We start from the raw sequence: 24,597 nt of genomic DNA, 5'->3' as shown, positions 1-24,597 counted from the left end.
TAGGGCCGCCCGCGGATCGGTCCGGGACGCATCGCCGGACCTCATCCGCGTCGCGTGAGCACCTGGCCGCCGGATGCGACGCGGTGGCAGGATGTGCCGCATGACAGAGGCCTACATCTCCAGCCTGCCGTGGACGCGCCCTTCGACCCTCGCCGAGCGCACGGCAGCGGGGAAGAAGGCGCGGGAACACGCACCGCGCAGCGGGCTCGCGCATCTGACGACGACGGCCCGCGATCCCCTCGCCATCCTCGACGAGCAGAACACCACGCGGCTGCAGGAGCTCGTCCCGCTCCGCATCGAGCGCATGTCGGCGAGCCCCTTCGCGTTCTACCGGGGGACCGCCGCGATCCAGGCCGCCGACCTCTCCCGCGATGAGAACAGCGGCATCCTCGTCGCCTCGTGCGGCGACGCGCACGTCTCGAACTTCGGGTTCTTCGCCTCCCCGCAGCGCACGCTCATGTTCGACCTCAACGACTTCGACGAGGCGGCCTGGGCGCCGTGGGAGTGGGACGTCAAGCGGCTCGTCACGAGCATCGTCATCGCCGGGCAGGCGACGTCGCGCGACGATGGGGTGGTTCAGGATGCCGCGCTCGCGGCCGTGCGCACCTATGCGCGGTCGATGGCGGCCAACGCCAAACGCAGCACGGTGCGCCGCTTCTTCGAGCACTTCGACGCCGAGTCGGGGTTGGCGGCGATGGACCCGGAGTCGCAGGGGACGATGCGCGCGGCGATCCACGCGGCCGAGAAGCGGACCGGCGACCGGGCGGCGCGCAAGCTCACGACGCTCGGCGAGAACGGCCGCCTCACCTTCGTGGAGCGGCCGCCCACCATGACGCATACGACCCCCGAGATCGAGGGCCGGCTGCACGAGAACATGCGCAGATACTCCGAGTCGGCGATGGTCGACGTCCGGCTCGTGCTCTCGCAGTACACCGTCTCGGACATCGCCCTGCGCGTGGTGGGTGTCGGAAGCGTCGGCACGCTCTGCACGCTGGTCCTCCTGCAGGACGGGGACGGGAACGCCCTCATCCTCCAGGGCAAGCAGGCCTCGCGGAGCGTGCTGGAGCAGTACGGCGGCGTCGCGCAGCCGCAGCCGGTGATCGACCACATCGCCACCCATGGCGAGGGCGGGCGCGTCGTCGCGCTGCAGCGGATCCTCCAGGCCGTGTCTGACCCGTTCCTCGGGCACCTTCAGGCCTACGCCGGCGACTTCTACGTCCGTCAGTTCAACGACATGAAGGGCGGCGTCGACATGGACCAGCTGGAGGATCCGGTGTTCCGCGAGTACGCCGAGATCTGCGCCTCGGTGCTGGCGAGGGCCCACGCCCAATCGCCCAACGCCGCCGAGGTCGCCGGCTACATCGGCAACGGCCGGATCGTCGGAGAGGCGCTCCTGGAGTGGGCATACGCGTACGCCGACCTCTCCCGGGCCGACTACGAGGCCTTCGTCGCGGCCCACCCGCGGCCCGATCACGCGACCGCGGCCGCGCGAGCGGCCGTCCGCGGGCTCGGCTGACGCCGGTTCGCTCAGCCGCCGGGAGCGTTGTCGGCGAGCCACTCCTTCGCGATCCGGCGAGGCGCCTTGACCAGCCACGCGTCGGTCACGACCTCGCGCAGCAGATCGGCCTCGATCGCGTCGAGTCTCGCGAGGACGGCCGGATACCCGTCGAAATGCGGGATGGTGAAGAAGACCTCGGGGAACGTCTCGAGGAGCGCCTGCTTCGCGTCGAGGCCGTCGGTCCGGATGCCGATCACCGCCCCGTCGGGCCACGCCCGTCCGAGTGCCTCGAGGGCGGAGAGATCGGCCTTGCTCGGCCCGCGCTCCCACGCGAACAGGCCGTCCTTGGTGCGCCAGGTCGCCCCGCCGCGGTGGCCGTCGACCGCCTCGTGGGTCCCCGGAAGCCCGCGGGCGATCGCGCGGACGTCGTCGAGGCTCGCCGGCACCGCGTCACCCTCCTGACGGATCGTCGCGGGGCTCGGCATCCTCCGGCTCGTCCCGCTCGAGGGACGTCGACGCGATGCTCTGGCGCGGGCGCCACAGCACGACCTCGGTCGCCCGTCGGACGCGCGTGCCGTGCCTCAAGGTCACCACCGACCCCGTCGCCCCCGCCGCGAAGACGCGGGCACCGGGGCGGCGGTCGAGCTCGGTGCGCACGCGGTCCTCCAGGTCGCGCACGCGCAGGTGCAGCTCGCGCACGCGGTCCTCGAGCTCCAGTATCCGGGCGATCGCCGGAAGGCCCATGCCGTCGGCGGACATGCGGGCGACCTCGCGCAGCTGCTGCACGTGGCGGAGGGAGTAGCGGCGAGAGCCGCCCTGCGTGCGTGCGGGCACGACCAGTCCCAGCCGGTCGTATTGACGGAGAGTCTGGGGGTGCATGCCGGAGAGCTCAGCGGCGACGGCGATCGCGAAGATCGGGGCATCCTCGTCCAGCTCGTCGTGCGTCATCGGTCACCTCCGTCTCGTGTCGTCTGTTCCCTCACTCTCGGTCGATGAGCGAGCGAACCGCGACGAGATGCGCGTCATCCACGATCATCCTCGGTTCGAGGCGTTTCATCTCGTCGCTCCGCTCCTCGCTCAACGACCGGGCGCTTCCACTCAGCCCCGCGCCTTCGACATGAGGTCGGCGCGGGGGTTCTCCTTCGGCTCGGTCGCACGGAAGCGCTCGAGCGCTTCCCGCGCGGCGTCGTCGAGGTGTGACGGCACGGCGACCTGCACCTCGGCGAGGAGGTCGCCCGTGCCCTTCGACGTTTCGACGCCGCGTCCCTTCACGCGCAGCACCCGTCCCGAGGGGGTTCCGGGTGCGACACGGAGCTTGACCGGGTCGCCGCCGAGCGTCGGCACCTCGATCGTCGCGCCGAAGACCGCCTCCGTGTAGGTCACCGGCACCGTGAGACGCAGGTTGAGGCCCTCCCGCGTGAACACGGGGTGGGGCCGGACGGTCACCGACACGACGATGTCACCCGCCTCGCCGCCATCCGGCGACGGGCGGCCGCGGCCGCGCAGGCGGATCTTCTGGCCGTCCGAGACCCCCGCGGGGATCTTGACCTTGAAGGGCTTGCCGTCCTCGCCCTGCAGCGTGATGGTCTCGCCCTTCGTCGCGGTGACGAAGTCGATCGTCGTCCGGGCGGTGACGTCGGCACCGCGCGTCGGTCCGCCGTACCCGCGGAAGCCGCCGGTCGGCTGACCGAAGCGACCGGAACCGAAGGTGCCGCCGCGGCCGCCTCGGGCCTCTTCGAACATGGAGAAGATGTCGTCGTAGTCGGTCCCCGAGGTCTGGAAGCGCACGTTGCCGGGCCGCCCGCCCTGGCCGAACATCGAGAAGACGTCCTCGAATCCGCCGGCGCCCTGACCCCCCGCTGTGAAGCGCGCACCCGACCCCATGGCGCGGATCTGGTCGTACTCCTTGCGCTGCTCGGGATCGGACAGCACCGAGTAGGCCTCGGAGATCTCCTTGAACTTCGCCTCGGATGCCGCATCCCCCTGGTTGGAGTCGGGGTGATGCGTGCGCGCGAGCTTGCGGTAGGTCTTCTTCAGGTCCGCATCGCTGACGTCCTTGGAGACGCCCAGGACCTTATAGAAGTCCTTGTCGAACCAGTCCTGGCTGGCCATGCGCTGCCTCTCAACCGGTCGCTGGGCCCGCGGAGGGTTCCGCCGGCACAGCGACGACGACCTTGGCAGGACGCAGCTCGACCGAGCCCAGGCGGTAGCCGACCTCGACGACCTCGAGGATCGTCGGCACCTCGGCGCCGGGTGTCGGCGCCTGGAAGATCGCCTCGTGGTGCTGCGGGTCGAAGACCTCGCCCGCCTCGCCGTAAGCCGTGATGCCGAGGCGCTCCACGACGGCGCGGATCTTCTCCCCGATCTGCGCGAACGGGCTCCCCTCCTCGAGGTCGCCGTGCTTGGCGGCCCGGTCGAGGTCGTCCAGCACGGGGAGCAGCCCCTTGGCGACCTCGCCCTTCGCGCGGGCGATCTCGACCTCGCGCTGCTCCTCGGTGCGGCGCCGATAATTGGCGTACTCCGCCTGCAGGCGCTTGAGGTCGAGGAGGAGCGCGGACTCGAGGTCGGCGAGCTTGGCGTCCTCGGCCGCCGCGTCGGCGTTCTGCTCCGTCCCGAGGATGTCGTCGATCGTCAGTTCGTCAGCACCGCCGGCTGCGGCATCCGTCCCGTCCTGCGGAGCGGGGCCGGAGGCCTGAGCCTCCGACCCCTCCTGCTCGGGACGAACCTCGTCACCCTGCGGCGCGTCGAAGTCCTTGTCGGTCATCGTTACTTCGACCCCCCTGAGCCTGACGAAGGGTTCTCGTCCTCGTCGTCCACGACTTCGGCGTCGACGACGTCCTCATCGGAGCTGGTCGGGCCCTGCTGCTGGTCCGAGGGGCCGTCGGGCGCGGCGTCGGGCGTCGCCTGCGAGGCCTGCGACGAGGCGTAGATCGCCTCGCCCAGCCGGCCCTGCGAGGCGTTGAGCTTGTCGAACGCCGACTTCACCGCGTCGTCGTCGTCACCGGCGAGCGCCGCCTTGAGCGCGTCGACGTCGGCCTGGACCTCGGTCTTCACGTCGTTCGGCAGCTTGTCGTCGTTGTCCTTGATGAGCTTGTCGATCGAGTACGAGAGCGTCTCGGCCTGGTTGCGCACCTCGGCCGCCTCGCGACGCTTCTTGTCCTCGGCGGCGTGCTCCTCGGCCTCCCGGACCATGCGCTCGATGTCGTCCTTCGGCAGCGACGAGCCGCCGGTGATCGTCATCGACTGCTCCTTGCCGGTGCCCTTGTCCTTCGCGGACACGTGGACGATGCCGTTCGCGTCGATGTCGAAGGTGACCTCGATCTGCGGGATGCCGCGCGGAGCCGGCGCGATGCCGGTCAGCTCGAAGGTGCCCAGCGGCTTGTTGTCGCGCGTGAACTCGCGCTCGCCCTGGAAGACCTGGATCGCGACCGACGGCTGGTTGTCGTCGGCGGTCGTGAAGGTCTCGCTGCGCTTGGTCGGGATGGCGGTGTTGCGCTCGATGAGCTTCGTCATGATGCCGCCCTTGGTCTCGATGCCGAGGCTCAGGGGGGTGACGTCGATGAGGAGGACGTCCTTGCGCTCGCCCTTGAGGACACCGGCCTGGAGAGCCGCGCCGACGGCGACGACCTCGTCCGGGTTGACGCCCTTGTTGGGCTCCTTGCCGGTCTCGCGCTTGACGAGCTCGGAGACCGCGGGCATGCGGGTCGAGCCGCCGACCAGCACGACGTGGTCGATGTCGGAGACCTTGATCCCCGCCTCGCGGATGACGTCCTCGAACGGCTTCTTGGTGCGGTCGAGAAGGTCCTTCGTCAGGTCCTCGAACTTCGCTCGGGTGATCGTCTCGGAGAGCGACACCGGGCCGTTCTCGGTGAGCGAGAGGTAGGGGAGGTTGATGCTCGTCGACGTCGAGGAGGAGAGCTCCTTCTTCGCCTGCTCGGCGGCCTCCTTGAGACGCTGCAGCGCGATCTTGTCGCCCGAGACGTCGACACCGGTCTGGTCCTTGAACTGCTTGATCAGGAACTCGACGAGGCGCTGGTCCCAGTCGTCGCCGCCGAGGCGGTTGTCACCGGCCGTGGCGCGCACCTGGATGGTGGAGAAGTCGTCGTCCTTCCCCACCTCGAGGAGCGACACGTCGAACGTCCCGCCGCCGAGGTCGAAGACGAGGATGAGCTCGTCCTCCTTGCCCTTGTCCAGGCCGTACGCGAGGGCGGCGGCGGTGGGCTCGTTGATGATGCGCAGGACGTTGAGGCCCGAGATCTCGCCGGCCTCCTTCGTGGCCTGACGCTCGGCGTCGTTGAAGTACGCGGGGACGGTGATGACGGCATCCGTCACCGTGTCACCCAGGTACTGCTCGGCGTCGCGCTTGAGCTTCTGGAGGATGCGCGCGGAGATCTCCTGCGGCGTCCACTTCTTGCCGTCCACGCCGAAGCTCCAGTCGGTGCCCATGTGGCGCTTGACCGACGAGACGGTGCGGTCGACGTTCGTGACGGCCTGGCGCTTCGCGGTCTCGCCGACGAGCACCTCGCCGTCCTTGGTGAACGCGACGACCGACGGGGTGGTGCGGAAGCCCTCGGCGTTCGCGATGACCTTGGGCTCGCCGCCCTCGAGGACGCTTACGACCGAGTTGGTCGTACCGAGGTCGATTCCAACAGCACGTGGCATGTGTTTCTCTCTCCTTCTTGCGGGGCGGACGGATGCCGCGCCCCGGGTTTCTGCCAAGTCTCCTCGCGGATACAGCCAGAGGTTGAGCCGCGATGACTCAAGCCTAGCGAGCCACCCTACGCACGTCAAATGAACTTGAGCCTGCTCATATCAAGTTTCCAGGCTCGGGGATGCCTCAGCCCAGCGCCACCCTCTCCGTCTCGTAGAGTGCGCGCACAGCATCCGCCGAGGTGTAGTCGAACACCGTTCCGCCGTCGCGGCTGACGAGTTTGTCAGTCTGCCCCGGCCCGGCTCTACGCCGCCCGCGCCCGCCGCTCCTGCTGGCGACCGTACGCCCATTGCGTGAAGGGGCGGGAGTCCGGGATACGGGCGAGGAGGGGGCCCGCGATGATCGTGATGAGCACATAGGCGGTCGCCAGCGCAGCGAGGGCGCTGTCTATGCCGGCGGCCACGGCCAGCCCGGCGATCACGATCGAGAACTCGCCACGCGGCGTCAGCGCGAGCCCGGCGCGCCAGCGGCCGGCCTCGCCGATCCCCGCCGACCGGGCCGCGAGATACCCGGTGAGCACCTTGGTGGCGATGGTGCCCACGGCCAGGAGAAGCGCAGGCGCCAGCATGGGGACGAGGTCGCGGGGGTCGGTGGAGAGGCCGAAGAAGAGGAAGAACACGGACGCGAAGAGGTCGCGCAGCGGAGTGAGCACCCGCCCGGCCCGATGCGCGACCGGACCGGAGATCGCGATGCCGACGAGGAACGCGCCGACGGCGGCCGACACGTTCATGCGCGCGGCGAGGCCTGCTACGAGCAGCGCGAGCCCGAGCACGGACAGCAGCAGCACCTCCGCGTTGCGGGAGGAGACGAGCCGCGAGACGACCGCGCCGTGACGCAGCGCCACGAAGAGGATGAGGAAGACCGCGGCGAGTGCGACGACGACGGTGATGACGACTCCCCCCGCGTCCAGTCCGAGCAGGAGCGCGGTGAGCAGAGGCAGGTACAGGGCCATCGCCAGATCCTCGATCACGAGGATCGAGAGCACGGTGGGTGTCTCGCGGTTGGTGAGCCGCCCGAGGTCGCTCAGGAGCTTCGCCGTGACCCCCGACGACGACACCCAGGTGATGCCGGCGAGCGCGATCGCCGCGGCGGGACCCCAGCCGAGCACGAGGGCGGCGAGCGCACCGGGAAGGGCGTTGAGGAGCATGTCGAGGAGGCCGGCCGCACGGGAGCGCCGGAGGCTCGCGACCAGTTCGTCGGCGCTGTACTCCAGGCCCAGCATCAGCAGGAGCAGGATCACTCCGATCTCGGCACCGACCTCGATGAACTCCTCGCCCTGCTCGAACGGGAGCAGTCCGCCCTCGCCGAACGCGAGGCCGCCGAGAAGGATGAGCGGGATCGGTGAGATGCCCAGGCGCCCCGCCAGCCGTGCCAGGAGCGCGATGCCGAACAGGAGCGCGCCGATCTCGACGAGGACGAGCGCTCCCCCGTCCATCGGCTCAGCTTCCGTTGACGATGCGCACGAGCTTGTCGATCCCCTCGCGGGTTCCGACCACGATGAGCGAGTCGCCTGCGCCGAAGACATCCGCGGGGCCCGGCGACGGGACGACTCGGTCTTCCCGGACGATCGCGACGATCGAGCACCGGGTGAGCGTGCGCGCCCTCGTCTCGCCGAGCGGGCGGCCGACGTACGGCGAGTCCGCGCGCACGGGGATCTGCTCGGTGTAGAGGCCCGCCACCTGCTCGCGGAGTCCCGCGAGCTGGGTCAGGATGAGCGAGCCGCCCAGCACCTCCGAGAGCGCGATCGACTCGTCATCCGTCAGGGGCAGCGTCTCCTCGGCGCGATCCGGATCTTCCTCGTCGGAGATGGCGAGCTCGCGTCGCCCGTCCCGGAAGGTGACGACCGACAGGCGGCGGCCGGCTTCGGTGTTGATGTCGTGCCGCACGCCGATGCCCGGCAGCTCGGCCCGCTCGACGTGCGCTGGCATGAGGCCATCATGACACCGCGCGACGTCGGCCGCACGGAGTCCTGACGGCCCCGTCCCGACGGCTCAGAGGCCGAAGTGATCGAGGATGCGTCCGACCGCCGCCGCGCGCTCGCCGTCCGTCGAGAGCTGCTCGAGACCGAAGCCGAAGAGCAGTGTGTCGGGCGTCGCGGTGACTCCGAAGTACGGGCCGCCGACCGACACCCGCTCCCAGTCGCCGGAGTTGCCGGGGCTCGAATCGGGTGCGCCCAGCACCGTCCAGGCGCCCAGGCCCGCCTCGAATCCCTCGGCCTCCGTCTCGGCACCCGCCACGGTGAACCGGACGTCATCGACGATGAGGCCCGTGTCGCCGGTGAAGGGATCCGTCACGTAGCTGATCACCAGCTCGATCTCCTGACCCTCGTACGCACTGAGGTCGAACGAGACGTCGGTCCAGCCTCCTGACGACCCGGTGAAGGCGTTCCACTCGCCCGTGGCCCCCGTCGAGAGGCACGGATCGGCGACCGTGAGATAGTTCTCGAGCTGCGGATGCTCCTCGACGTAGAAGCCCGCCTCGCACTCGGTCGGTGGCTCGGAGCTCGTTCCCCCGTTGAGGTCGGGCAGAGTCGTCCACTCCTCCGTTCCCGCCGGGCGCACCTCGACGATGACGTTGTCGTACCCGAACTCCGTCGCGTACGAGATCTGCGCGTCGAAGGTGGCCGTCTCGCCGTCGGCCAGTTCCGGAACGGTGAAGGTGCGTCCGAGGCGCTGATAGCCGTCGTCGATGTGACCGGCGAAGGCCGCCCACTCCCCCTCGATCGGGATGAACGGGCCGAACGGATCGGTGTACTCCGCGGCCCCCCAGCTCTCGAACTGCGGGAACTGATCGACCGGGAGCACCTCGCTCGTCGGAGTGAACTCGCCCACCTCGTCGATGGGGTTGTCCTCCGTGGCCGGCCCCCCGAACGCCGCCTGCAGACCCGCCAGCGGGTCGGCGACGCCGTTGATGCCGCTGGCACCGAGCGGCGCACGGTCGTACGCCCCCATCCAGTACTGCGTGAAGTCGTCGGCCAGAAGCAGGCAGTCGCTGGTCGGGTCGACCGTCACCATGCACTGCTGGTCGGGCGCGCCGTCCAGGCCGTAGTAGATACCGCCGAGGGAGGCGCCGAGCAGTCCGTAGTACCCGACGGTCTCACCCGCGAGCGCGAGCTTGCCGCCCTCGTTGAGATAGTCCCGCATCGCGATCGTCAGGTACTGCTGCCGCTCGGCGACGGAGAGGTCCGGATACTGTCCGGATCCGTACTCCGTCAGCACATCCTCTTCGTCCTGCGTCAGCCGGTTGTCGCCGAGATACCAGAGAACGGCGTCGTAGTGCCCGAGGACTCCGAGGTCGTGGGGCACGCCCTGCGCATCGACGTCCCAGACGTCGGGCGTGACTCCATTGGCCTGGAGGGCGGCGACATGCTCGTCGAGATACTTGAGGCCGTCGTCGCGCGGCTCGTCCTCGGGGTTGTAGCCCGTGTAGTCCTCGTTCGCGACGATGAGCACCGAGTGCGCCGTGTCCTGCGCCACCTCGTACGTGAAGTGAGCGCTCTCGACCTTCCCGGGCTTCTGACCCTTCGGGAGATCGGCCCCGGTCGACTGCCCTTCGAACCAGACCTCGACGCGGTCCCCCGGCGCGGTGCCCGTCACGACGCCGCGGTATTCGGCGTAGTAGTCGGTGTTCTCGAAGCCGTAGCGCTCGCCGCCCGACCACTCCTCGAGCTTCGCCTTCTTCGCCTTCCCGCCGTCGACCGAGTAGTACATCGTCTTCGCCTTGAGTGCGCGCTTGGCCCACACCGCGACGGTCTGCGGGTCGCCGTACGACACCGAGAAGGAGTCGACGCGGAAGTCCTCGGCATCCCGGCCCACGACCGAGACGGGGTCGTCCGGATCGAGCGCCGACTCCGCGACGGCCAGAGCGAACGGGATGTTCTTCTCGAACTCCGCCTGGATGAGGGCCTCGTCGTCGGGGAAGTCGAAGCCGAAGGCGACGCAGTCGTCCTCCGCGACCCATTCGTCGTCCGGCACCGAGTCGGCGGCGGCCTCGCAGGTCGACATCTCCGGGGTGAAGCCGAGTGCGCCGTAGCGCTCCTGCATGTGCGTGTCGAGGTCGCCGTTGGTGGTGTACAGCTCGGCCGAGATGTCGGGATCGTATCCCGGCACTGCCGGCGTCGCGTCGTCGCCCGCCATGGCCTCGTAGATGACGTCATCGGGCGACGGCGTCGCGACCTGCCAGCCGATGCCGTACAGCAGCAGCTCGGCGGCCGAGTGGTAGTTGATGAGGAACTGGGGTGTGACCTTCGCGAACAGCTGGTCGAGCGCCTGCGTCTCCGGTTCGGAGCCGGGGCTCGGGCCTCGATAGGTGTCGCTGACCGGGTTGGGCGACGAGCCCTCGTTGTCGTACCCCCAGCGCGTCGCGGAGTTCCTGTTCAGATCGACGCCGTCGAAGCCGGTGATCTCGCCGTCGCCGTCGTTGTCCCGCAGGTTCTTGCGCCAGAGGCGGTTGCCGTCCTGGAAGGTGAAGTCGTAGCCGTCGGGATTCGCCACCGGTACGAACCACAGTTCCGTCGAGTCGATGATCCCCGTGACGCGCGGATCCGTGCCGTACGACGACAGGTAGTAGTCCAGCAGTCGGCGCACCATCTCGGGCGTGATCCACTCACGGGCGTGCTGGGCGCCGACGTAGACGGTGGCGGGCCGCTTGCCGTCGGTCTTCTGCTTGGCGATGTTCCCCGTGACGCGCACGGCGCCGATCTCCTGCCCCTGCCACGTCTCGCCGATCACGCGGAACTGCGCGATCCCCGGATGCGTCGCAGCCTGGTCCATCAGCTCCTCGCGGATGCCGCCCTCTCCGCCGTAGGTGCGGAACACGCCCTCCGGCGTGGCCTCCATGAGGCGTCGCTGCGCCGCCGGCGCCTTGGGCTCGAGCGACGTGCCCTGTTCGCGCAGGGCGGCGGCCTGGACCTCGTTGAGGACGACCTGCACGTCGACCTCGCCCGGCGCGTCGCCCGGAGCCGAGACGATCTCGTGGCGGTCGACGAGATCGGCGATGTCGCTCAGGCCCTCCTGGGTGACGGTGCCGGTGTAGACGGACGTGCCGACGCCGGCATCGTCGGGGGGCGGACTCGCGCTCGCCGAGGTGGCGGCAGCTCCGGAGATGACGAGCGCGGCGACGGTGACGACGGCGAAGCGACGGAACATGGAAACTCCTTTGGTTCGGCATGCCCGGCGCTCATACTGGCCCTGCCCCCAGGGCGGGTCAAGAGCATGTCCGGGACGGCATGTCGCGACCGTCCGGGCCGGAGCGGCCGAGCGCCCGTCGCCGGCCTCGCCGACAGGCGTCGACCGTGGCTGTCAGCCGAGCAGAGTGCCCTCGGCGGCCGCGTCAGGCTGCGGGTCCGGCAGGCGCCGCATGCGGACGCCGTTCAGGATGCCGAGCCCGGCGGCGAGGATCGGGATGAGGAGGGCCACCTGCAGGGCGATGTGCCGCGCCTCGGTGTTGATGCGGATCACCTCGGCAGAGGCCGCGGGCGGCTCGTCGGCGAGCAGCTCCTCGAGGCCGGTGTTGGACATGAGCTGCGCGTCCTCCTCGAGCACCGTGGCAACCTGCGTCTGCTGCTCCGGCGTCAGCACCGTGCTGGAGTAGGCCAACGACGTGAAGGTCGCGGCGAGGGTGGCGAGCATGATCGCGCCCGCGAATGCGAGGCCGAACGACAGGCCGAACGACCCGGCCGCCGAGTTGACGCCCGCCGCCTCGCTCACCCGCTCCGTGGATACGGGCGAGAGCGTGTAGTTGTTGAGCTGCGACACGAGCAGGCCGAGGCCGCACCCGGCCACGATGAGCGGGATCGTGAGATACCACCCGGAGTCGGCGATCGGGACGAGGGGGACGATCGCGAGCAGTCCGAGGAAGGCGAGCGCGAATCCGCTCAGGATGAGGTTGGCCGGGCGTCCCTTGGCACGACGGCCGGCGAGCAGGGCGACGACGAACATGCTGAGCGACAGCGGCGCGATCGACAGCCCGGCCTGGAGGGCGTTGTACTCGAGCACCATCTGCAGATACAGCGGCAGGACGATCATCGTGCCGCCGAGGGCGATCTGCTGCAGGAGCTGACCGCTCACGCCCGTGCGGAAGGGCTTCGAGGAGAAGAGGCCCGGGTCGAGCAGCACCGGCTTGCCGGCCCGCTTGCGGCTGCGCAGCCACCACGCGAGCCCGCCGAGTGCTACGAGGCCGAGCCCGATGAGAAGTCCGACGTACCCGCCGCCTTCCTGCCATACGAGGATGCCGAGCACGACCCCGCCCATGCCGATCACGGAGAGTGCCGCGCCCACGAGGTCGATCGAGCGATCGCCCGTGTAGGGCACGTCCTTGACGAGGCCGATGCCCAGCAGCACGACCGCGATGATGACGGCCTCGAGGGCGAAGCCGACCCGCCACGACAGGAAGGTCGTGATGAACCCTCCAAGCAGAGGGCCGACGGCGGCGGCGATCGCGGCCGACGCCCCCACGAGGGCATAGACGCGCTTCTGGTGGCTGCCGGAGAAGTTGCCGTGGATCAGCGACTGCATGGACGGGAGGAGAAGGGATGCCCCGATCCCGCCGATGATCGCCCAGAAGATGATGACCGCCGTGATGTTCTGCGCGAACGTCATCGCGACCGCTCCGACGGCGTATCCGAGCAGCCCGAGGATGTAGGCGAGCTTTCGTCCGATCAGGTCGCCCGTCTTGCCACCGATCAGGATGAACGCGGCCGACACGAGCGCTTCCAGGGCGATCGCACCCTGCACGCTGCTCGCGGTCGTGTCGAGGTCGTGCACGACCGCCGAGATCGACACGTTCATGAGCGACGTGTCGACGACGAGGACGAACATCGCCATCGCGAGGAGGATCGCGAGTCGTCCGTTGAACGGAGCCGCCTCGCCCGGCTGGTCGGTCATGCGTGCAGTGAAGCACGGCCCTTCGACGGTCGCTACGGTCGGCGCGGGCGATCACCCGGCGCGGGCGATCTTCGAGGCATCCAGGTCCGCAGTAGCCTGGCGTCGCGCCGCGAAGGTGCGGCGCATCGCGCGGCGGCACCCGCCGTTCACCGAAGGGCCCTACCGTGACCGACATGAGCTCCTCCGCACCCGACGGAAAGCCCGACCCGAGCAGGGCGACCCCGCCCGTGGCCGCCAACAGCGGCGCCATCGCCGCTGTCGGCGTCGTGTTCCAGGACACGACGGACGAGACCCCGGTTCCGCGCAGACAGGTCTTCTCGTGGGCCATGTGGGACTGGGCGACGCAGCCCTTCAACTCGGTGCTTCTGACCTTCGTCTTCGCGTCGCTGTATCTCGTGTCAGCGAACTTCCTTCCCGACGACATCGCAAAGCTCGGCGCCGACGACCCCGCACGCGAGCAGGCGCTCGCCGGGCTCTCGAGCGGCTACGGACTCGCGACGACGATCGCCGGCATCCTGATCCTGCTCCTGGCGCCCGTGCTGGGGCAGACGGCCGACCGCTCGGGCAGTCGCAAGCGGTGGCTGCTCGTGTTCACCGTGCTCCTCGCGCTCGTGCAGTTCGCGCTCTTCTTCGCTCAGGCCGATCCGGCCTTCTTCTGGTACGGCGCGCTCGTGCTCGCCCTCGGCGCCGTCGTGTCGGAGATCGCGGGCGTCAACTACAACTCGATGCTCGTGCAGGTCTCGACGCCGAAGACGATCGGAAAGGTGAGCGGCCTCGGCTGGGGCCTCGGGTACATCGGCGGCATCGTCGCCCTCACGATCGTCATCGCGCTGACCTTCGCCGACTGGTTCGGCATGGACACGTCCGACGGTCTGGCCTACCGGCTCATCGCCGTGGGATGCGGTGTGTGGACGCTTCTGTTCGCCCTCCCGCTCTTCCTCAACGTGCCCGAGGCGCCGAAGCCCGCGGGCGTGCAGCGCGTCGGGTTCTTCGCGGCCTACCGTGTGCTCGTGGAGGACATCGTCGCGCTCTTCCGCACGCACCGGCCGACGTTCTGGTTCCTCCTCGCGAGCGCGGTCTACCGCGACGGGCTTGCCGGCGTCTTCGCCTTCGGAGGCGTGCTCGCCGCCGTCGCGTTCCGGTTCAGCGACAACGAGGTGCTGATCTTCGCGATCGCGGCGAATGTCGTGGCGGGCGTGTCGACCATCATCGCGGGGCGGTTCGACGACCGCTTCGGGGCTCGTGCGGTCATCATCACGGCGCTCACGGGACTCGTCGTGATCGCGCTCGTCGTCTTCTTCGGGCACGCCGCCGGCAAGTCCGTCTTCTGGATCGGCGGGCTCATCCTCTCGGCGTTCGTGGGGCCGGCGCAGGCGGCGAGCCGCTCGCTCCTGGCCCGCGTGACGCCCGAGGGGATGCAGGGCGAGATCTTCGGGCTCTACGCCACAACGGGCCGCGTCGCGAGCTTCCTCTCCCCGGCCCTGTGGACGCTGTTCATCGCGGTCTTCGGCGCGACGTACTGGGGGATCCTCGGCATCGCGATCGTGCTCGCCGTCGGCCTCGTGCTGCTGCTGCTCGTGAAGTTCCCGCCGCGCCACCCCGTCGAGGGCTGACTCGGAACGTCGCGAGAAGAGGAGATCCCGCCGGGGGAGGAACCTCGATCGTTCCGAAGTCCTCCGCTCGCGGGATGTCCTCCTTCGGCGTCACCGCGGCCAGGCGTCGGCGAGCTTCGTGAGCAGCCGGGCCAGCTCGGCGCGCTCGGCATCCGTGAATGCGGCGAGCGCCGCGTCGATCGCCTCGCGCCGCTCGCCGCGGAATCCGCGCACGAGCGAGCGCCCCTCGTCGGTCAGCGCGATGCGCGTGCGGCGGGCGTCGTCGGGATCGGCCTCGCGCCGCACGAGCCCGAGCTCCGCCGCCTGCTGCACGAGCCGCGACGCGCGCGGCTGATCCACCCCGATCGCCTCGCCCACCTCGCTGACCGAGAGAGGGGTGGATGCCGCCGCCAGCGCCTCGAGCAGCCGGAGGCGCGCGGGTCCGCCGAACCGCGGGCCCGCCATCCACGGCGGACCGCCATGCATCCCGCCCGGGCCCGCGTGCCCGAATCGCGGACCGCCGTGATGCCCTCCCCACGGACCGTCGGGTCCGGGGTGATGAGCGCTGTCCCACGGGGGACGCGGCATCCTCCGCCCGCGCAGGCGCGCGAGGGCGGCGGCGATCGCCTCGGCCGGGTCGGTGGCGCTGTTCGAGGTCATGCTCCGAATTTACATGCCGCTTGACATGCTTCCCGAGTGCATGTCACACTGCATGTACATGCCGAATGACATGCATCACATCGGGCGGTCGACCGGCCGCCGCTGAGAGGACTTCCCATGAACGACCAAGACTTCGAGAACCCGGGGGACGATGCCCCCGACACCACTTCGGCCGACGGCACCACCCCCGACGCCGGCCGCATCCCGACCGATGGCCGCCCGCTCGGCTACTGGCTCCGCATCGTCGACGGGCTCATCTCCCGCGAGTTCGACTCGGCGTTCGCCGACGAGGGCGTGACGCGCCGGGACTGGATGCTGCTCAACGCCCTCTCGGGCGACGTCGACCCCGCGCTCGCGGAGCGCCTCGCACGCCGGCCCAAGCGCCTGCGCGGACTCGAAAGGCGCGGCTGGGCCGAGGAGACGGGCGACGGCACGTGGGTGCTCACCGACGAGGGCCGCGCCGCCAAGGAGCGACTCGCGGCCATCGTCGACGGCATCCGCAACCGCGTGGCCGGTGCCGTCGCGCCGGAGGAGTTCGCGACGATGAGCGCGTCGCTCGAGGCGATCGCCCGCGAACTGGGGTGGGACGAGAACACCTCCCCGCGCGGCTTCGGGCGCGGCCGATCCTCCGGCCGCGGCTCCCGCCCGGGCGACGAGTACGGCTTCGGCCCGGGCTTCCGGCCCGGGTTCGGCGGCGGGTTCCGCTCCCGGTTCGGCGGCTTCGGCCCGGGGTTCCCTCCGGGCTTCGGGCCCGAGTACCGGCCGCAGTTCGGGTTCGACCCGCGTCGCGCGTGGGCCGAGGGCTGGGACGACGAAGATGGATGCCGCGGCTCCCACATCGGCCACACTCATCACGCCGGGCTCCACCACGGACCCCGCGGCGGTCACACCCACCACCACGGCGGTCACAGCCACCACGGCGAGCACGACCGGGGCGGGTCCGGCCACCACGGCGGCCACAGCCACCACGGCGAGCACGGTCGCCACGGCGAGCACGGCCGCCACGGCGAGCACGCTGGGCACCGCGGGCAGGGCCGCCGCTCGGCCGAGCAGGCCTACGAGCGCGGGTTCGACGCCGGCTACGCCCGCGGGGCGGCCGAGCGCGACTGACCGTCCGCACGACCATCCGGCGACATGCCGGGGCGAGGCATCCCTCCCCCGGCGTGTCGCCGTTTCCTCGTGCAGACGGGCGGGGCGGGAGGAGGGACGGAGGGAGCCGGGCACAATGGACGGATGCCGAACCCCGCCCTCCTCGCGATCTCGCACGGAACCGCCTCGGCCGAAGGACAGGCCGCCGTCGCCGCTCTCGTCGAGGCCGTGGCGCGGAGCCTGCCCGACACCACGGTCAGGCTCGGGCACGTCGACGTGCAGCAGCCGGACGTCGCGGCATCCCTCGCCGCTCTGCCGGACGGCCAGCCCGTCGTGATCGTGCCGCTCCTGCTGTCGGCGGGATACCACGTGCGGATCGACCTCACGCAGCAGTCGGCGCACCGCTCGGACGTCGTGATCGCCGACGCCCTCGGTCCCGACGCCCGGCTCGTCGACGTCCTGACGGCGCGCCTTGCTCCTCTCGAGGCGCGGGAGGGCGACCGTGTCGTGCTCGCCGTCGCGGGATCCAGCGACGAGCGGGCGAACGACGACTGCCGGACGACGGCCGACATGCTCGCCGCCCGGCTCGGCCGGCGGGTCGACGTCGGCTTCCTCGCGGCGACCGAGCCGCGCCTCGGCGCGGCCGTCGACACGGTGAGGGACGAGGCATCCGGTCGCGTCGTCGTCGCGAGTTACCTCCTCGCGCCCGGATACTTCCACGATCTCGCCATCCGGCTGGCGGCCGGCGCGCCGGTGGCCCGGCCCCTTCTCGACGACGACGAGCCCGCGGCATCCCTCGTCGACCTCGTCATCGACCGCTACCGAGGGTCGATCCGCTGATCGCGGCCGATGTCAACACACCCAGAGGTCCTCGACGTCCGTACTGAGTGATGCGCTGCTGCCGAAGAGGTCGATCGCGACCACGTTCTTGTACCACAGTGAGTCGGCGACGCCGCCGGGGAGGCAATCGGGTGCCGACAGATACAGGGGCGCCCCGAACAAGCCGGCCAGCGGCCCGCCGGTCAGCGCATCGGCGAAGTTCTGCCCCGTGGTCAGGTATGCGTAGTCGGTGTCGGCGAAAAAGTGATCGTTGATGAGCACAGCCGTCTCATACCGGTTCGCGCCGGCGAGCCGGGTGACGTGCGCGGCGCCGAGTTCCGCGACGAGCCCCGCTTCGACCTGCGAGCCCACAGATGGCAGACCGCCGGCGATGACGACATCGGTGACGCCGAGATCGCGCATCAGCGTAAGCGAGGTCTGATTCAGGCCGTTCTTGCCGTCGACCAGGATCACAGGAGAGTCATCGAAGCCGGCGGCGGGGCCGGCCGCGAGGGCGTCCGGGTAATTCGCGCCCGTCGCGATGACCGCTTGCTGAGCGCCGGTGCCCTCGAACGCGTCACGAACGACGAGCTCGCCCGTCGCGTAGCGGCTCGCCCCACCCAGGCGGTCGATCTCCGCTGCGGGCAAGCGAGTCCGCACGGCCTGCTCGACGGCCTGCGAGACGGACTTCTCATCTCCCAGGATCACGACGCGCACAGGATCCAGCTCCGCGAGCCGGTTGCCGATGACCGTCGGCAGATTGAGCGGGTCAGTCGAGAGGATGACGCCACCTGCGCGGATCGCAGCGGGCCCCGCGGAGAGGGCGTCGGGGAAGTTGAAGGCGTTCGTCAGGTAGACGATCGGCGCGCGCTCGCCCGGCGGGATGACCTGCCTGCTGATCTCGACCGCCGTCTCGAACCTGTTCGCGCCGGCGATCCGACTCACATCGAAGTACCGGTCGTCCAATACGATGTCCTGCACCGAGGTGGTCGTGCCTGCCACGACCTCGACATCGATCCGGTCCTGGAAGTAGCGCGCGTCGGGATACCACTCGGCACCGAGCAGCGAGTCTGGCTCAGTCGGACGCGCCCGGAGCGCGTATGAGCCGGCCTCGATCACGCCGGGCCAGAAGCCGCCCGTCCAATCCGTCACTTCATCGCCATAGAACGTGTACGAGCCGTCGGTTTCGTCGACTTTCCACAGCTCTACGGTCGCCGTCGCCGGTGTGGGCGCGACGCCCGGGTTCGAGGCGAGTACGCGCCCGAGGAGTCGCCCTCCCTGCTGGATGCTGGTCGGTCCCAAGTCTTGGACGGTGCCACGCGAGATCGTGATCGTCTGAGCTGCGGCAGGGTCGGTGGTTCCCGGCCAATAAGTCGATTGCGTGTAAGTGCTCGATTCCAAGAGCACCTTGTATGAGCCGTCATCCGCGCCGATGATGTCGAATGACCCGTCCTGACTCGTGAACCCATAGGCGTGTTGGGTAAGCCCGGTCGGATCGACGATTGACACCGTGCCGTTCACCCACGGAATGATCCCGCCCGGCGTCTCAACAGTGACGCTTCCGCGAACTCTGCCCTTGACCTCGAGAGCGACGTCGACCGTTCGCGTGGCCCCAGGCGACAGAACCACCGTGGACGAGGAGTCGGTCCCGGTTCCAACGATGAGCTCCAGTTTCCGCGTGACCCATCGCTGACCTCCGAGCGTGATCTCGTACACCCCCGGGGTGAGTATGGACGTGGTGAAGGTCCCGGTCCCACTCCAGGCCACGCCTGCCGGATCGGCCCATACGAAGGGATCGGGGTCGTCAACGCGACGTAGCGTCACAGCGACGTCTGACGCCAAGGCACCGCTGGGGTCCGATGCGGCGAGGGTAAGGACGGCGCCTCGTTCGAGAGTGGCGTCCACGTGAACGATCCCTCCGCCCGCGACGACGATCTGCTGTGCGGTGTCCCATCGATAGGAACCGCCCGCGAACTCGGAGAGAAGCCGATCAGCTGTCACCGCGGCCCGGAAAAGAACGATGTACGTTCCATCCGCCAGGGCGGGAAAGCTGTATTGCCCGGTCGACGAGGCGAAAACCTGGGCGAACTGATTCCGTTGTGTCCCGTAGAGCTCGACCAACGTGTGAGACGGAGACAACCCCGCCGGAACGGTCACGACGCCCTGAATCGCCCCTGCCTGCGCCGCAGAGGCGGGGGGCGTACCGGTTGCCGAAAGGCCGATCAGGAGAGCAAAGGCGGCCAGGGCCGCGGTGAGGCGAGGCATCGGGTACTCCACTCCATCGGCGTGATGGCCGCACCGTACACCTTTGCCCGATCGCGCATAAGGTGCGGCTGCAAGGGCCGGATCCGCACACCACCGGCAGTCTTCCACCCCGCGTCGCTGAACCCGCCCGGCGCAACTCTGTGACGCCGGGTTACGCACGGTGACGCACGTTGACGCCCGCCTAGGCCCTCCGGTCGCGGCGCTCCTACTCTCACGGAAGCGGACCGGTCGAGGTCCGCGCCCGGGGACGCCCGGGATTCCTCGGAGGCTCCCGTGACCATCAGCAAGACCGACACGCCGCGTACCGAGGCGCCGCGCCCCGAAGGCGCCCGCGCCCGGCCGCCGCGCCCGTCATCCAAGCCCAACGGGCAGTGGAAGATCGACGGCAAGACTCCGCTGAACGGCAACGAGGAGTGGAAGCAGGTCGACGACGGCCTGAGCGTCCGCGAGCGCATCGAGACGGTCTACGCCGCGGGCGGCTTCGCGAGCATCGACCCGACGGATCTGCACGGCCGCTTCCGCGTGTGGGGCCTCTACACGCAGCGCAAGCCCGGCATCGACGGCGGCCGCACCGCGACCCTCACGCCGGAGGAGCTCGAGGACGAGTACTTCATGCTCCGCGTGCGCATCGACGGGGGGCAGCTCACGACCGAGCAGCTCCGGGTCATCGGGGGCATCTCCACCGAGTTCGGTCGCGACACCGCCGACCTGACCGACCGGCAGAACATCCAGCTGCACTGGATCCGCGTCGAGGACATCCCCGAGATCTGGCGACGGCTGGAGGCCGTCGGGCTGCAGACCACCGAGGCGTGCGGAGACGTGCCCCGGGTCGTCCTCGGCTCCCCCGTCGCGGGCATCGCAGCCGACGAGCTGATCGACCCGACGCCGCAGATCGACGAGATCACGTCGACCTTCATCGGCGACCCGTCGCTGGCGAACCTCCCCCGCAAGTTCAAGTCGGCGATCACGGGCCACCCGAGCCAGGACGTCGTGCACGAGATCAACGACGTCGCGTTCGTCGCGGTCGCGCACCCCGAGCTCGGCATCGGATACGACCTCTGGGTGGGCGGCGGCCTCTCGACGGCGCCCGCCCTCGCCGAGCGCCTCGGTGTCTTCGTCGCCCCGGATCGGGTCGCGGATGCCTGGCACGGCGTCGCTCAGATCTTCCGCGACTACGGATACCGGCGCCTGCGCAACAAGGCGCGCCTCAAGTTCCTCGTAGCGGAGTGGGGCGCCGAGAGGTTCCGCCAGGTGCTGCAGGAGGAGTACCTGGGCTACGCGCTGCCCGACGGGCCGGCCGCGCCCACACCGCTCGCGCACGGCGACCACGTCGGCGTCCACCGGCAGAAGGACGGCCGGTTCTACATCGGCGCGACGCCCATCGTCGGGCGCGTGTCGGGCCCGACGCTGAGCCGGCTCGCCGACCTCATCGAGGCGCACGGCTCGACGCGGCTGCGCACGACCCCGCATCAGAAGATCGTCGTGCTCGACATCCCCGAGGAGCGCGTCGAGTCCTTCGTCGCGGGTCTGGACGAGCTCGGCCTGCAGGCGCGGCCGAGCCTCATCCGCCGCGGCACGATCGCGTGCACCGGCATCGAGTTCTGCAAGCTCGCGATCGTCGAGACGAAGGCGTACGCGACCGCGGCCGTGCTCGATCTCGAGGAGCGCCTCAAGCAGTTCGAGCTGCCGCATCCCATCGCCCTTCACGTCAATGGATGCCCCAACTCGTGCGCGCGCATCCAGACCGCCGACATCGGGCTCAAGGGCCAGCTCGTCACGATCGACGGCGAGCAGGTGCCCGGGTACCAGGTGCATCTCGGCGGCGGCCTGGTCTCGAAGGACCGCGACGAGGCGGGCCTCGGTCGTACGGTGCGCGGGCTCAAGGTGGCCGCCGACGGCATCGCCGACTACGTGGAGCGCGTGGTCACGCGATTCCTGGCCGATCGCGAGGCCGGCGAGACCTTCGCCCAGTGGGCGCACCGCGCCGACGAGGAGGCACTTCAGTGAGCGTGTCCCTCGCACCCCGCATCGCCGCGAAGCGCTCGGCCGACGAGCTTCGCGTCCTCGCCGAGGAGGCGAACGTGGCCCTCGGCAGCCTCACCGAGCACGAGGCATCCCCGGAAGAGGTCGTCGCGTGGGTCGCGCGCAATTTCGGGACGGATGCCGCGGCCGTCGCCTGCTCGATGGCCGACGCCGCCCTCCCCCACCTCGTGGCGGAGCAGCTGCCGGGCGTCGACGTGCTCTTCCTCGACACGGGGTACCACTTCGCCGAGACGCGGTTCACGCGCGACGAGGTCGGCCGCGTGCTCGACGTCCGGATCGTCGACGTCCTCCCCGAGCAGACCGTCGCCGAGCAGGACGCCGAGTTAGGCGCGCAGCTCTTCGCACGCGACCCGGCGCTGTGCTGCGCGCGCCGCAAGGTGGGCCCCCTCCAGGACGCGCTCGGCGGCTACGAGGTGTGGTTCACGGGCGTCCGCCGTGACGAGGCGCCCACCCGCACGAACACGCCGCTCGTGGCATGGGACGAGCGCAACGGGCTCGTGAAGGTCAACCCCGTCGCGGCCTGGACCTTCGACGACCTCCTCGACTACGCGGGCGCGCACGGCGTGCCGGTCAACCTCCTCGTCTCGAACGGCTACCCCTCGATCGGCTGCGAGCCGTGCACGAAGCCCGTCGCTCCGGGTGAAGACCCGAGGTCCGGCCGCTGGGCCGGCCTCTCGAAGACCGAATGCGGACTCCACGTATGACTCTCTCCGACGCTCAGAGCGTTTCGTCCCGCTTCGCTCGCTCCACAACGGAGGGGTCCGGCCCGGGGACGCTCGACCTGCTCGAGGCCGAGGCGATCCACGTCATCCGCGAGGTCGTGGCGGAGTTCGAGCGCCCGGTGCTGCTCTTCTCGGGCGGCAAGGACTCCGTCGTCGTCCTCCACCTCGCGGCCAAGGCATTCTGGCCCGGGAAGGTTCCCTTCCCCGTGCTGCACGTGGACACCGGCCACAACTTCCCCGAGGTGCTTACGTTCCGCGACGAGACCGTCGCGCGTCTGGGCGTGCGGCTCGAGGTAGCCCGCGTGCAGGACTACATCGACGACGGCCGGCTGCAGGAGCGCCCCGACGGGACGCGCAACCCCCTGCAGACGCTGCCGCTCCTCGACGCGATCGCCGTGGGCCGGCACGACGCCGTCTTCGGGGGGGCTCGCCGCGACGAGGATAAGGCGCGGGCCAAGGAGCGCATCATCTCGCTCCGCGACGAGTTCGGGCAGTGGGACCCGCGCAATCAGCGCCCCGAACTGTGGAGCCTGTACAACGGGCGCCACACGCCCGGGCAGCACGTGCGCGCCTTCCCGATCTCCAACTGGACCGAGCTCGACGTCTGGCGCTACATCGAACGCGAGGAGATACCGCTGCCCCCGCTCTACTTCGCGCACGAGCGCGAGGTGTATGCGCGCGACGGCATGTGGCGCGCCGTCGGCGAGTTCTCGCCGCCGCGGAGCGATGAGCGGACCGAGCTCCGCACGGTTCGCTACCGAACGGTCGGCGACATGAGCTGCACGGGAGCGGTCGAGTCGGATGCCGCGGATGTGGCATCCATCGTCTCCGAGGTCGCCCGCACGACGCTCACCGAACGCGGCGCGACGCGCGCCGACGACCGGCTCAGCGAGGCCGCCATGGAGGACCGCAAGAAGGACGGGTACTTCTGATGAGCACGACGGCACTGCAGACCGGAACGCTCTTCCGCTTCGCGACGGCCGGGTCGGTCGACGACGGCAAATCCACGCTCGTCGGCCGCCTGCTGCACGACTCCAAGGCGATCCTGGCCGATCAGCTCGAGCAGGTGGCCCGCACGTCGGCCGAGCGCGGTTTCGCGCACGGCGCGTTCGATTTCGCCCTGCTCACCGACGGCCTGCGCGCCGAGCGCGAGCAGGGCATCACGATCGATGTCGCGTACCGCTACTTCTCGACGGGGTCGCGCAGCTTCATCCTCGCCGACTGCCCCGGCCACGTGCAGTACACGCGCAACATGGTCACGGGGGCGACGACGGCGGATGCTGTCGTGGTCCTCATCGACGGCCGCAAAGGCGTGCTCGAGCAGACGCGGCGTCACCTCGCCGTCGTCGCGCTTCTGCGCGTGCCGCACGTCATCGTCGCCGTCAACAAGATCGACCTGCAGGGCTATGCCGAGGCCGCGTACACGCCGGTCGCGGCCGACGTCCGCGCCGTCGCGGCCGAGCTCGGGATCGACGACGTGCACGTCATCCCCGTCTCGGCGCTCGAGGGCGACAACGTCGTGGACCGCTCCCCGCGCACGCCGTGGTACGACGGGCCGGCCCTCCTCGAGCTGCTCGAGAGGCTGCCGTCGTCCGACGAGCTCGAGAGCGAGCTCGAGCCCTTCCGCCTCCCCGTGCAGATCGTGCTTCGCCCCCAGGGCGGGCTGTCCCCGGAGCTCGCAGCCGACCCGGCGCTCGCCGAGCGCTACCGCGACTATCGCGCTTTCGCGGGCCGCGTCTCGTCGGGCGGCGTCCGCGTCGGCGACGCCGTCACCGTCTTCCCGAGCGGCATCGAGACGGTCGTCACGGCCATCCAGGTCGCGGGAGCCGACGTCGACGAGGCGCACGCGCCACAGTCCGTCGCGCTCGAGCTCGCGCACGAGGTCGACGCGGCGCGCGGCGCCGTGATCGCGGCATCCGGGAGCCTTCCTACAGCCCGGCGCGAGATCTCCGCGGAGCTCTTCCAGCTCGACGCCCGTCCGCTGCGGCCCGGCAGCCGCGTACTGGTCAAGCACGGCACGTCGACGGTGCAGGCGCTCGTCTCCTCGGTCGACGCGCGCCGCGACCTCGACTCGCTCGCGCACGAGCCCGCCGGCGTCCTCGAGACGAACGACATCGGGCACGTGACTCTCCGCCTCGCAGCCGCCCTGCCCGTCGAGCCGTACAGCGCCAACCGGGCGAGCGGCTCATTCCTCGTCATCCATCCGTCCGACGGCGCGACGCTGGCCGCCGGAATCGTGCGGGACTGAGCGCGCCTCCGTCTCGCACACCTGCAGTACCCACCAACCGAACCGCCGAAGAAGGAGGCGAAAACC

19 protein-coding genes are annotated in these 24,597 nt (G+C 70.1%); 8 read left to right on the top strand and 11 right to left on the bottom strand.

Annotated elements, in window-relative coordinates; all coding sequences use genetic code 11:
* Positions 1 to 100 precede the first annotated feature (100 nt).
* Positions 101 to 1,516: a DUF2252 domain-containing protein gene (locus tag EV279_RS03295; protein ID WP_133541493.1), complete on the top strand. Its 1,416-nt coding sequence runs from the start codon at positions 101 to 103 to the stop codon at positions 1,514 to 1,516.
* An 11-nt stretch (positions 1,517 to 1,527) separates the two neighbouring features.
* Here the strand turns inward: EV279_RS03295 and EV279_RS03290 are convergent, their stop codons facing one another.
* The 9 genes from EV279_RS03290 to EV279_RS03250 form a co-directional block, all read right to left on the bottom strand.
* The gene (locus EV279_RS03290) at positions 1,528 to 1,983 is read right to left on the bottom strand and encodes a hypothetical protein (protein WP_133541492.1); all 456 of its coding nucleotides are present in this window, start codon (positions 1,981 to 1,983) and stop codon (positions 1,528 to 1,530) included.
* Entirely contained in the window at positions 1,949 to 2,446 is a 498-nt protein-coding gene (locus EV279_RS03285) for a MerR family transcriptional regulator (protein WP_166644432.1), read from the bottom strand. The genes EV279_RS03290 and EV279_RS03285 overlap by 35 nt, the downstream gene beginning before the upstream one ends.
* Before the next feature lie 150 nt (positions 2,447 to 2,596).
* Positions 2,597 to 3,610, bottom strand: coding sequence for a DnaJ C-terminal domain-containing protein (locus tag EV279_RS03280; RefSeq protein ID WP_133541491.1), 1,014 nt, complete (start codon positions 3,608 to 3,610; stop codon positions 2,597 to 2,599).
* Positions 3,611 to 3,620: 10 nt separating this feature from the next.
* Positions 3,621 to 4,262 (bottom strand): nucleotide exchange factor GrpE, encoded by a 642-nt coding sequence (locus EV279_RS03275; RefSeq protein ID WP_133541490.1) that lies wholly within the window; start codon positions 4,260 to 4,262, stop codon positions 3,621 to 3,623.
* 2 nt (positions 4,263 to 4,264) lie between these two features.
* Complete coding sequence (gene dnaK, locus EV279_RS03270) at positions 4,265 to 6,160, bottom strand: molecular chaperone DnaK (protein ID WP_133541489.1); 1,896 nt, start codon at positions 6,158 to 6,160, stop codon at positions 4,265 to 4,267.
* A gap of 293 nt (positions 6,161 to 6,453) precedes the next feature.
* Positions 6,454 to 7,644 carry a cation:proton antiporter gene (locus EV279_RS03265; RefSeq protein ID WP_133541488.1) on the bottom strand — a complete coding sequence of 397 codons (1,191 nt, stop codon included), beginning with the start codon at positions 7,642 to 7,644 and terminating at the stop codon, positions 6,454 to 6,456.
* A gap of 4 nt (positions 7,645 to 7,648) precedes the next feature.
* On the bottom strand, positions 7,649 to 8,137 hold the full coding sequence (locus EV279_RS03260; protein WP_133541487.1) for a TrkA C-terminal domain-containing protein: 489 nt from the start codon (positions 8,135 to 8,137) through the stop codon (positions 7,649 to 7,651).
* 63 nt (positions 8,138 to 8,200) lie between these two features.
* A complete protein-coding gene (locus EV279_RS03255; RefSeq protein WP_133541486.1) occupies positions 8,201 to 11,356 on the bottom strand; it encodes a M14 family metallopeptidase in 3,156 nt (1,051 codons plus the stop codon).
* A 153-nt stretch (positions 11,357 to 11,509) separates the two neighbouring features.
* The gene (locus EV279_RS03250; RefSeq protein ID WP_133541485.1) at positions 11,510 to 13,093 is read right to left on the bottom strand and encodes an MFS transporter; all 1,584 of its coding nucleotides are present in this window, start codon (positions 13,091 to 13,093) and stop codon (positions 11,510 to 11,512) included.
* Between the two features lie 173 nt (positions 13,094 to 13,266).
* Between EV279_RS03250 and EV279_RS03245 the strand changes: the two genes are divergently transcribed.
* The gene (locus tag EV279_RS03245; protein ID WP_133541484.1) at positions 13,267 to 14,706 is read left to right on the top strand and encodes an MFS transporter; all 1,440 of its coding nucleotides are present in this window, start codon (positions 13,267 to 13,269) and stop codon (positions 14,704 to 14,706) included.
* 90 nt (positions 14,707 to 14,796) lie between these two features.
* Here the strand turns inward: EV279_RS03245 and EV279_RS03240 are convergent, their stop codons facing one another.
* Positions 14,797 to 15,345, bottom strand: coding sequence for a MarR family winged helix-turn-helix transcriptional regulator (locus tag EV279_RS03240; protein WP_243728415.1), 549 nt, complete (start codon positions 15,343 to 15,345; stop codon positions 14,797 to 14,799).
* A 117-nt stretch (positions 15,346 to 15,462) separates the two neighbouring features.
* Here EV279_RS03240 and EV279_RS03235 point away from each other — a divergent pair, with 117 nt between their 5' ends.
* Both EV279_RS03235 and EV279_RS03230 read left to right on the top strand, forming a co-directional pair.
* Positions 15,463 to 16,455: a hypothetical protein gene (locus EV279_RS03235; RefSeq protein WP_133541483.1), complete on the top strand. Its 993-nt coding sequence runs from the start codon at positions 15,463 to 15,465 to the stop codon at positions 16,453 to 16,455.
* 123 nt (positions 16,456 to 16,578) lie between these two features.
* Complete coding sequence (locus tag EV279_RS03230; RefSeq protein WP_133541482.1) at positions 16,579 to 17,274, top strand: CbiX/SirB N-terminal domain-containing protein; 696 nt, start codon at positions 16,579 to 16,581, stop codon at positions 17,272 to 17,274.
* 12 nt (positions 17,275 to 17,286) lie between these two features.
* On the opposite strand, the gene EV279_RS03225 is transcribed toward EV279_RS03230, so the two are convergent.
* On the bottom strand, positions 17,287 to 19,518 hold the full coding sequence (locus EV279_RS03225; protein ID WP_133541481.1) for a cell wall-binding repeat-containing protein: 2,232 nt from the start codon (positions 19,516 to 19,518) through the stop codon (positions 17,287 to 17,289).
* Between the two features lie 273 nt (positions 19,519 to 19,791).
* Here EV279_RS03225 and EV279_RS03220 point away from each other — a divergent pair, with 273 nt between their 5' ends.
* From EV279_RS03220 to EV279_RS03205, 4 genes are read left to right on the top strand one after another with little or no spacing between them, the layout of a single operon-like run.
* The gene (locus EV279_RS03220) at positions 19,792 to 21,525 is read left to right on the top strand and encodes a nitrite/sulfite reductase (RefSeq protein ID WP_133541480.1); all 1,734 of its coding nucleotides are present in this window, start codon (positions 19,792 to 19,794) and stop codon (positions 21,523 to 21,525) included.
* Positions 21,522 to 22,265, top strand: coding sequence for a phosphoadenylyl-sulfate reductase (locus EV279_RS03215; RefSeq protein WP_133541479.1), 744 nt, complete (start codon positions 21,522 to 21,524; stop codon positions 22,263 to 22,265). Before EV279_RS03220 ends, EV279_RS03215 begins: the two co-directional genes overlap by 4 nt.
* A complete protein-coding gene (gene cysD / locus EV279_RS03210; protein ID WP_133541478.1) occupies positions 22,262 to 23,215 on the top strand; it encodes a sulfate adenylyltransferase subunit CysD in 954 nt (317 codons plus the stop codon). Before EV279_RS03215 ends, cysD begins: the two co-directional genes overlap by 4 nt.
* Complete coding sequence (locus EV279_RS03205; protein WP_133541477.1) at positions 23,215 to 24,531, top strand: GTP-binding protein; 1,317 nt, start codon at positions 23,215 to 23,217, stop codon at positions 24,529 to 24,531. The genes cysD and EV279_RS03205 overlap by 1 nt, the downstream gene beginning before the upstream one ends.
* Positions 24,532 to 24,597: the final 66 nt, after the last annotated feature.

The organism is Microbacterium sp. BK668 (assembly GCF_004362195.1).
Classification (GTDB): Bacteria; Actinomycetota; Actinomycetes; order Actinomycetales; family Microbacteriaceae; genus Microbacterium.
Note: the sequence above shows the minus strand (reverse complement) of the source record. Positions and strands in the feature narration are given on the sequence as shown.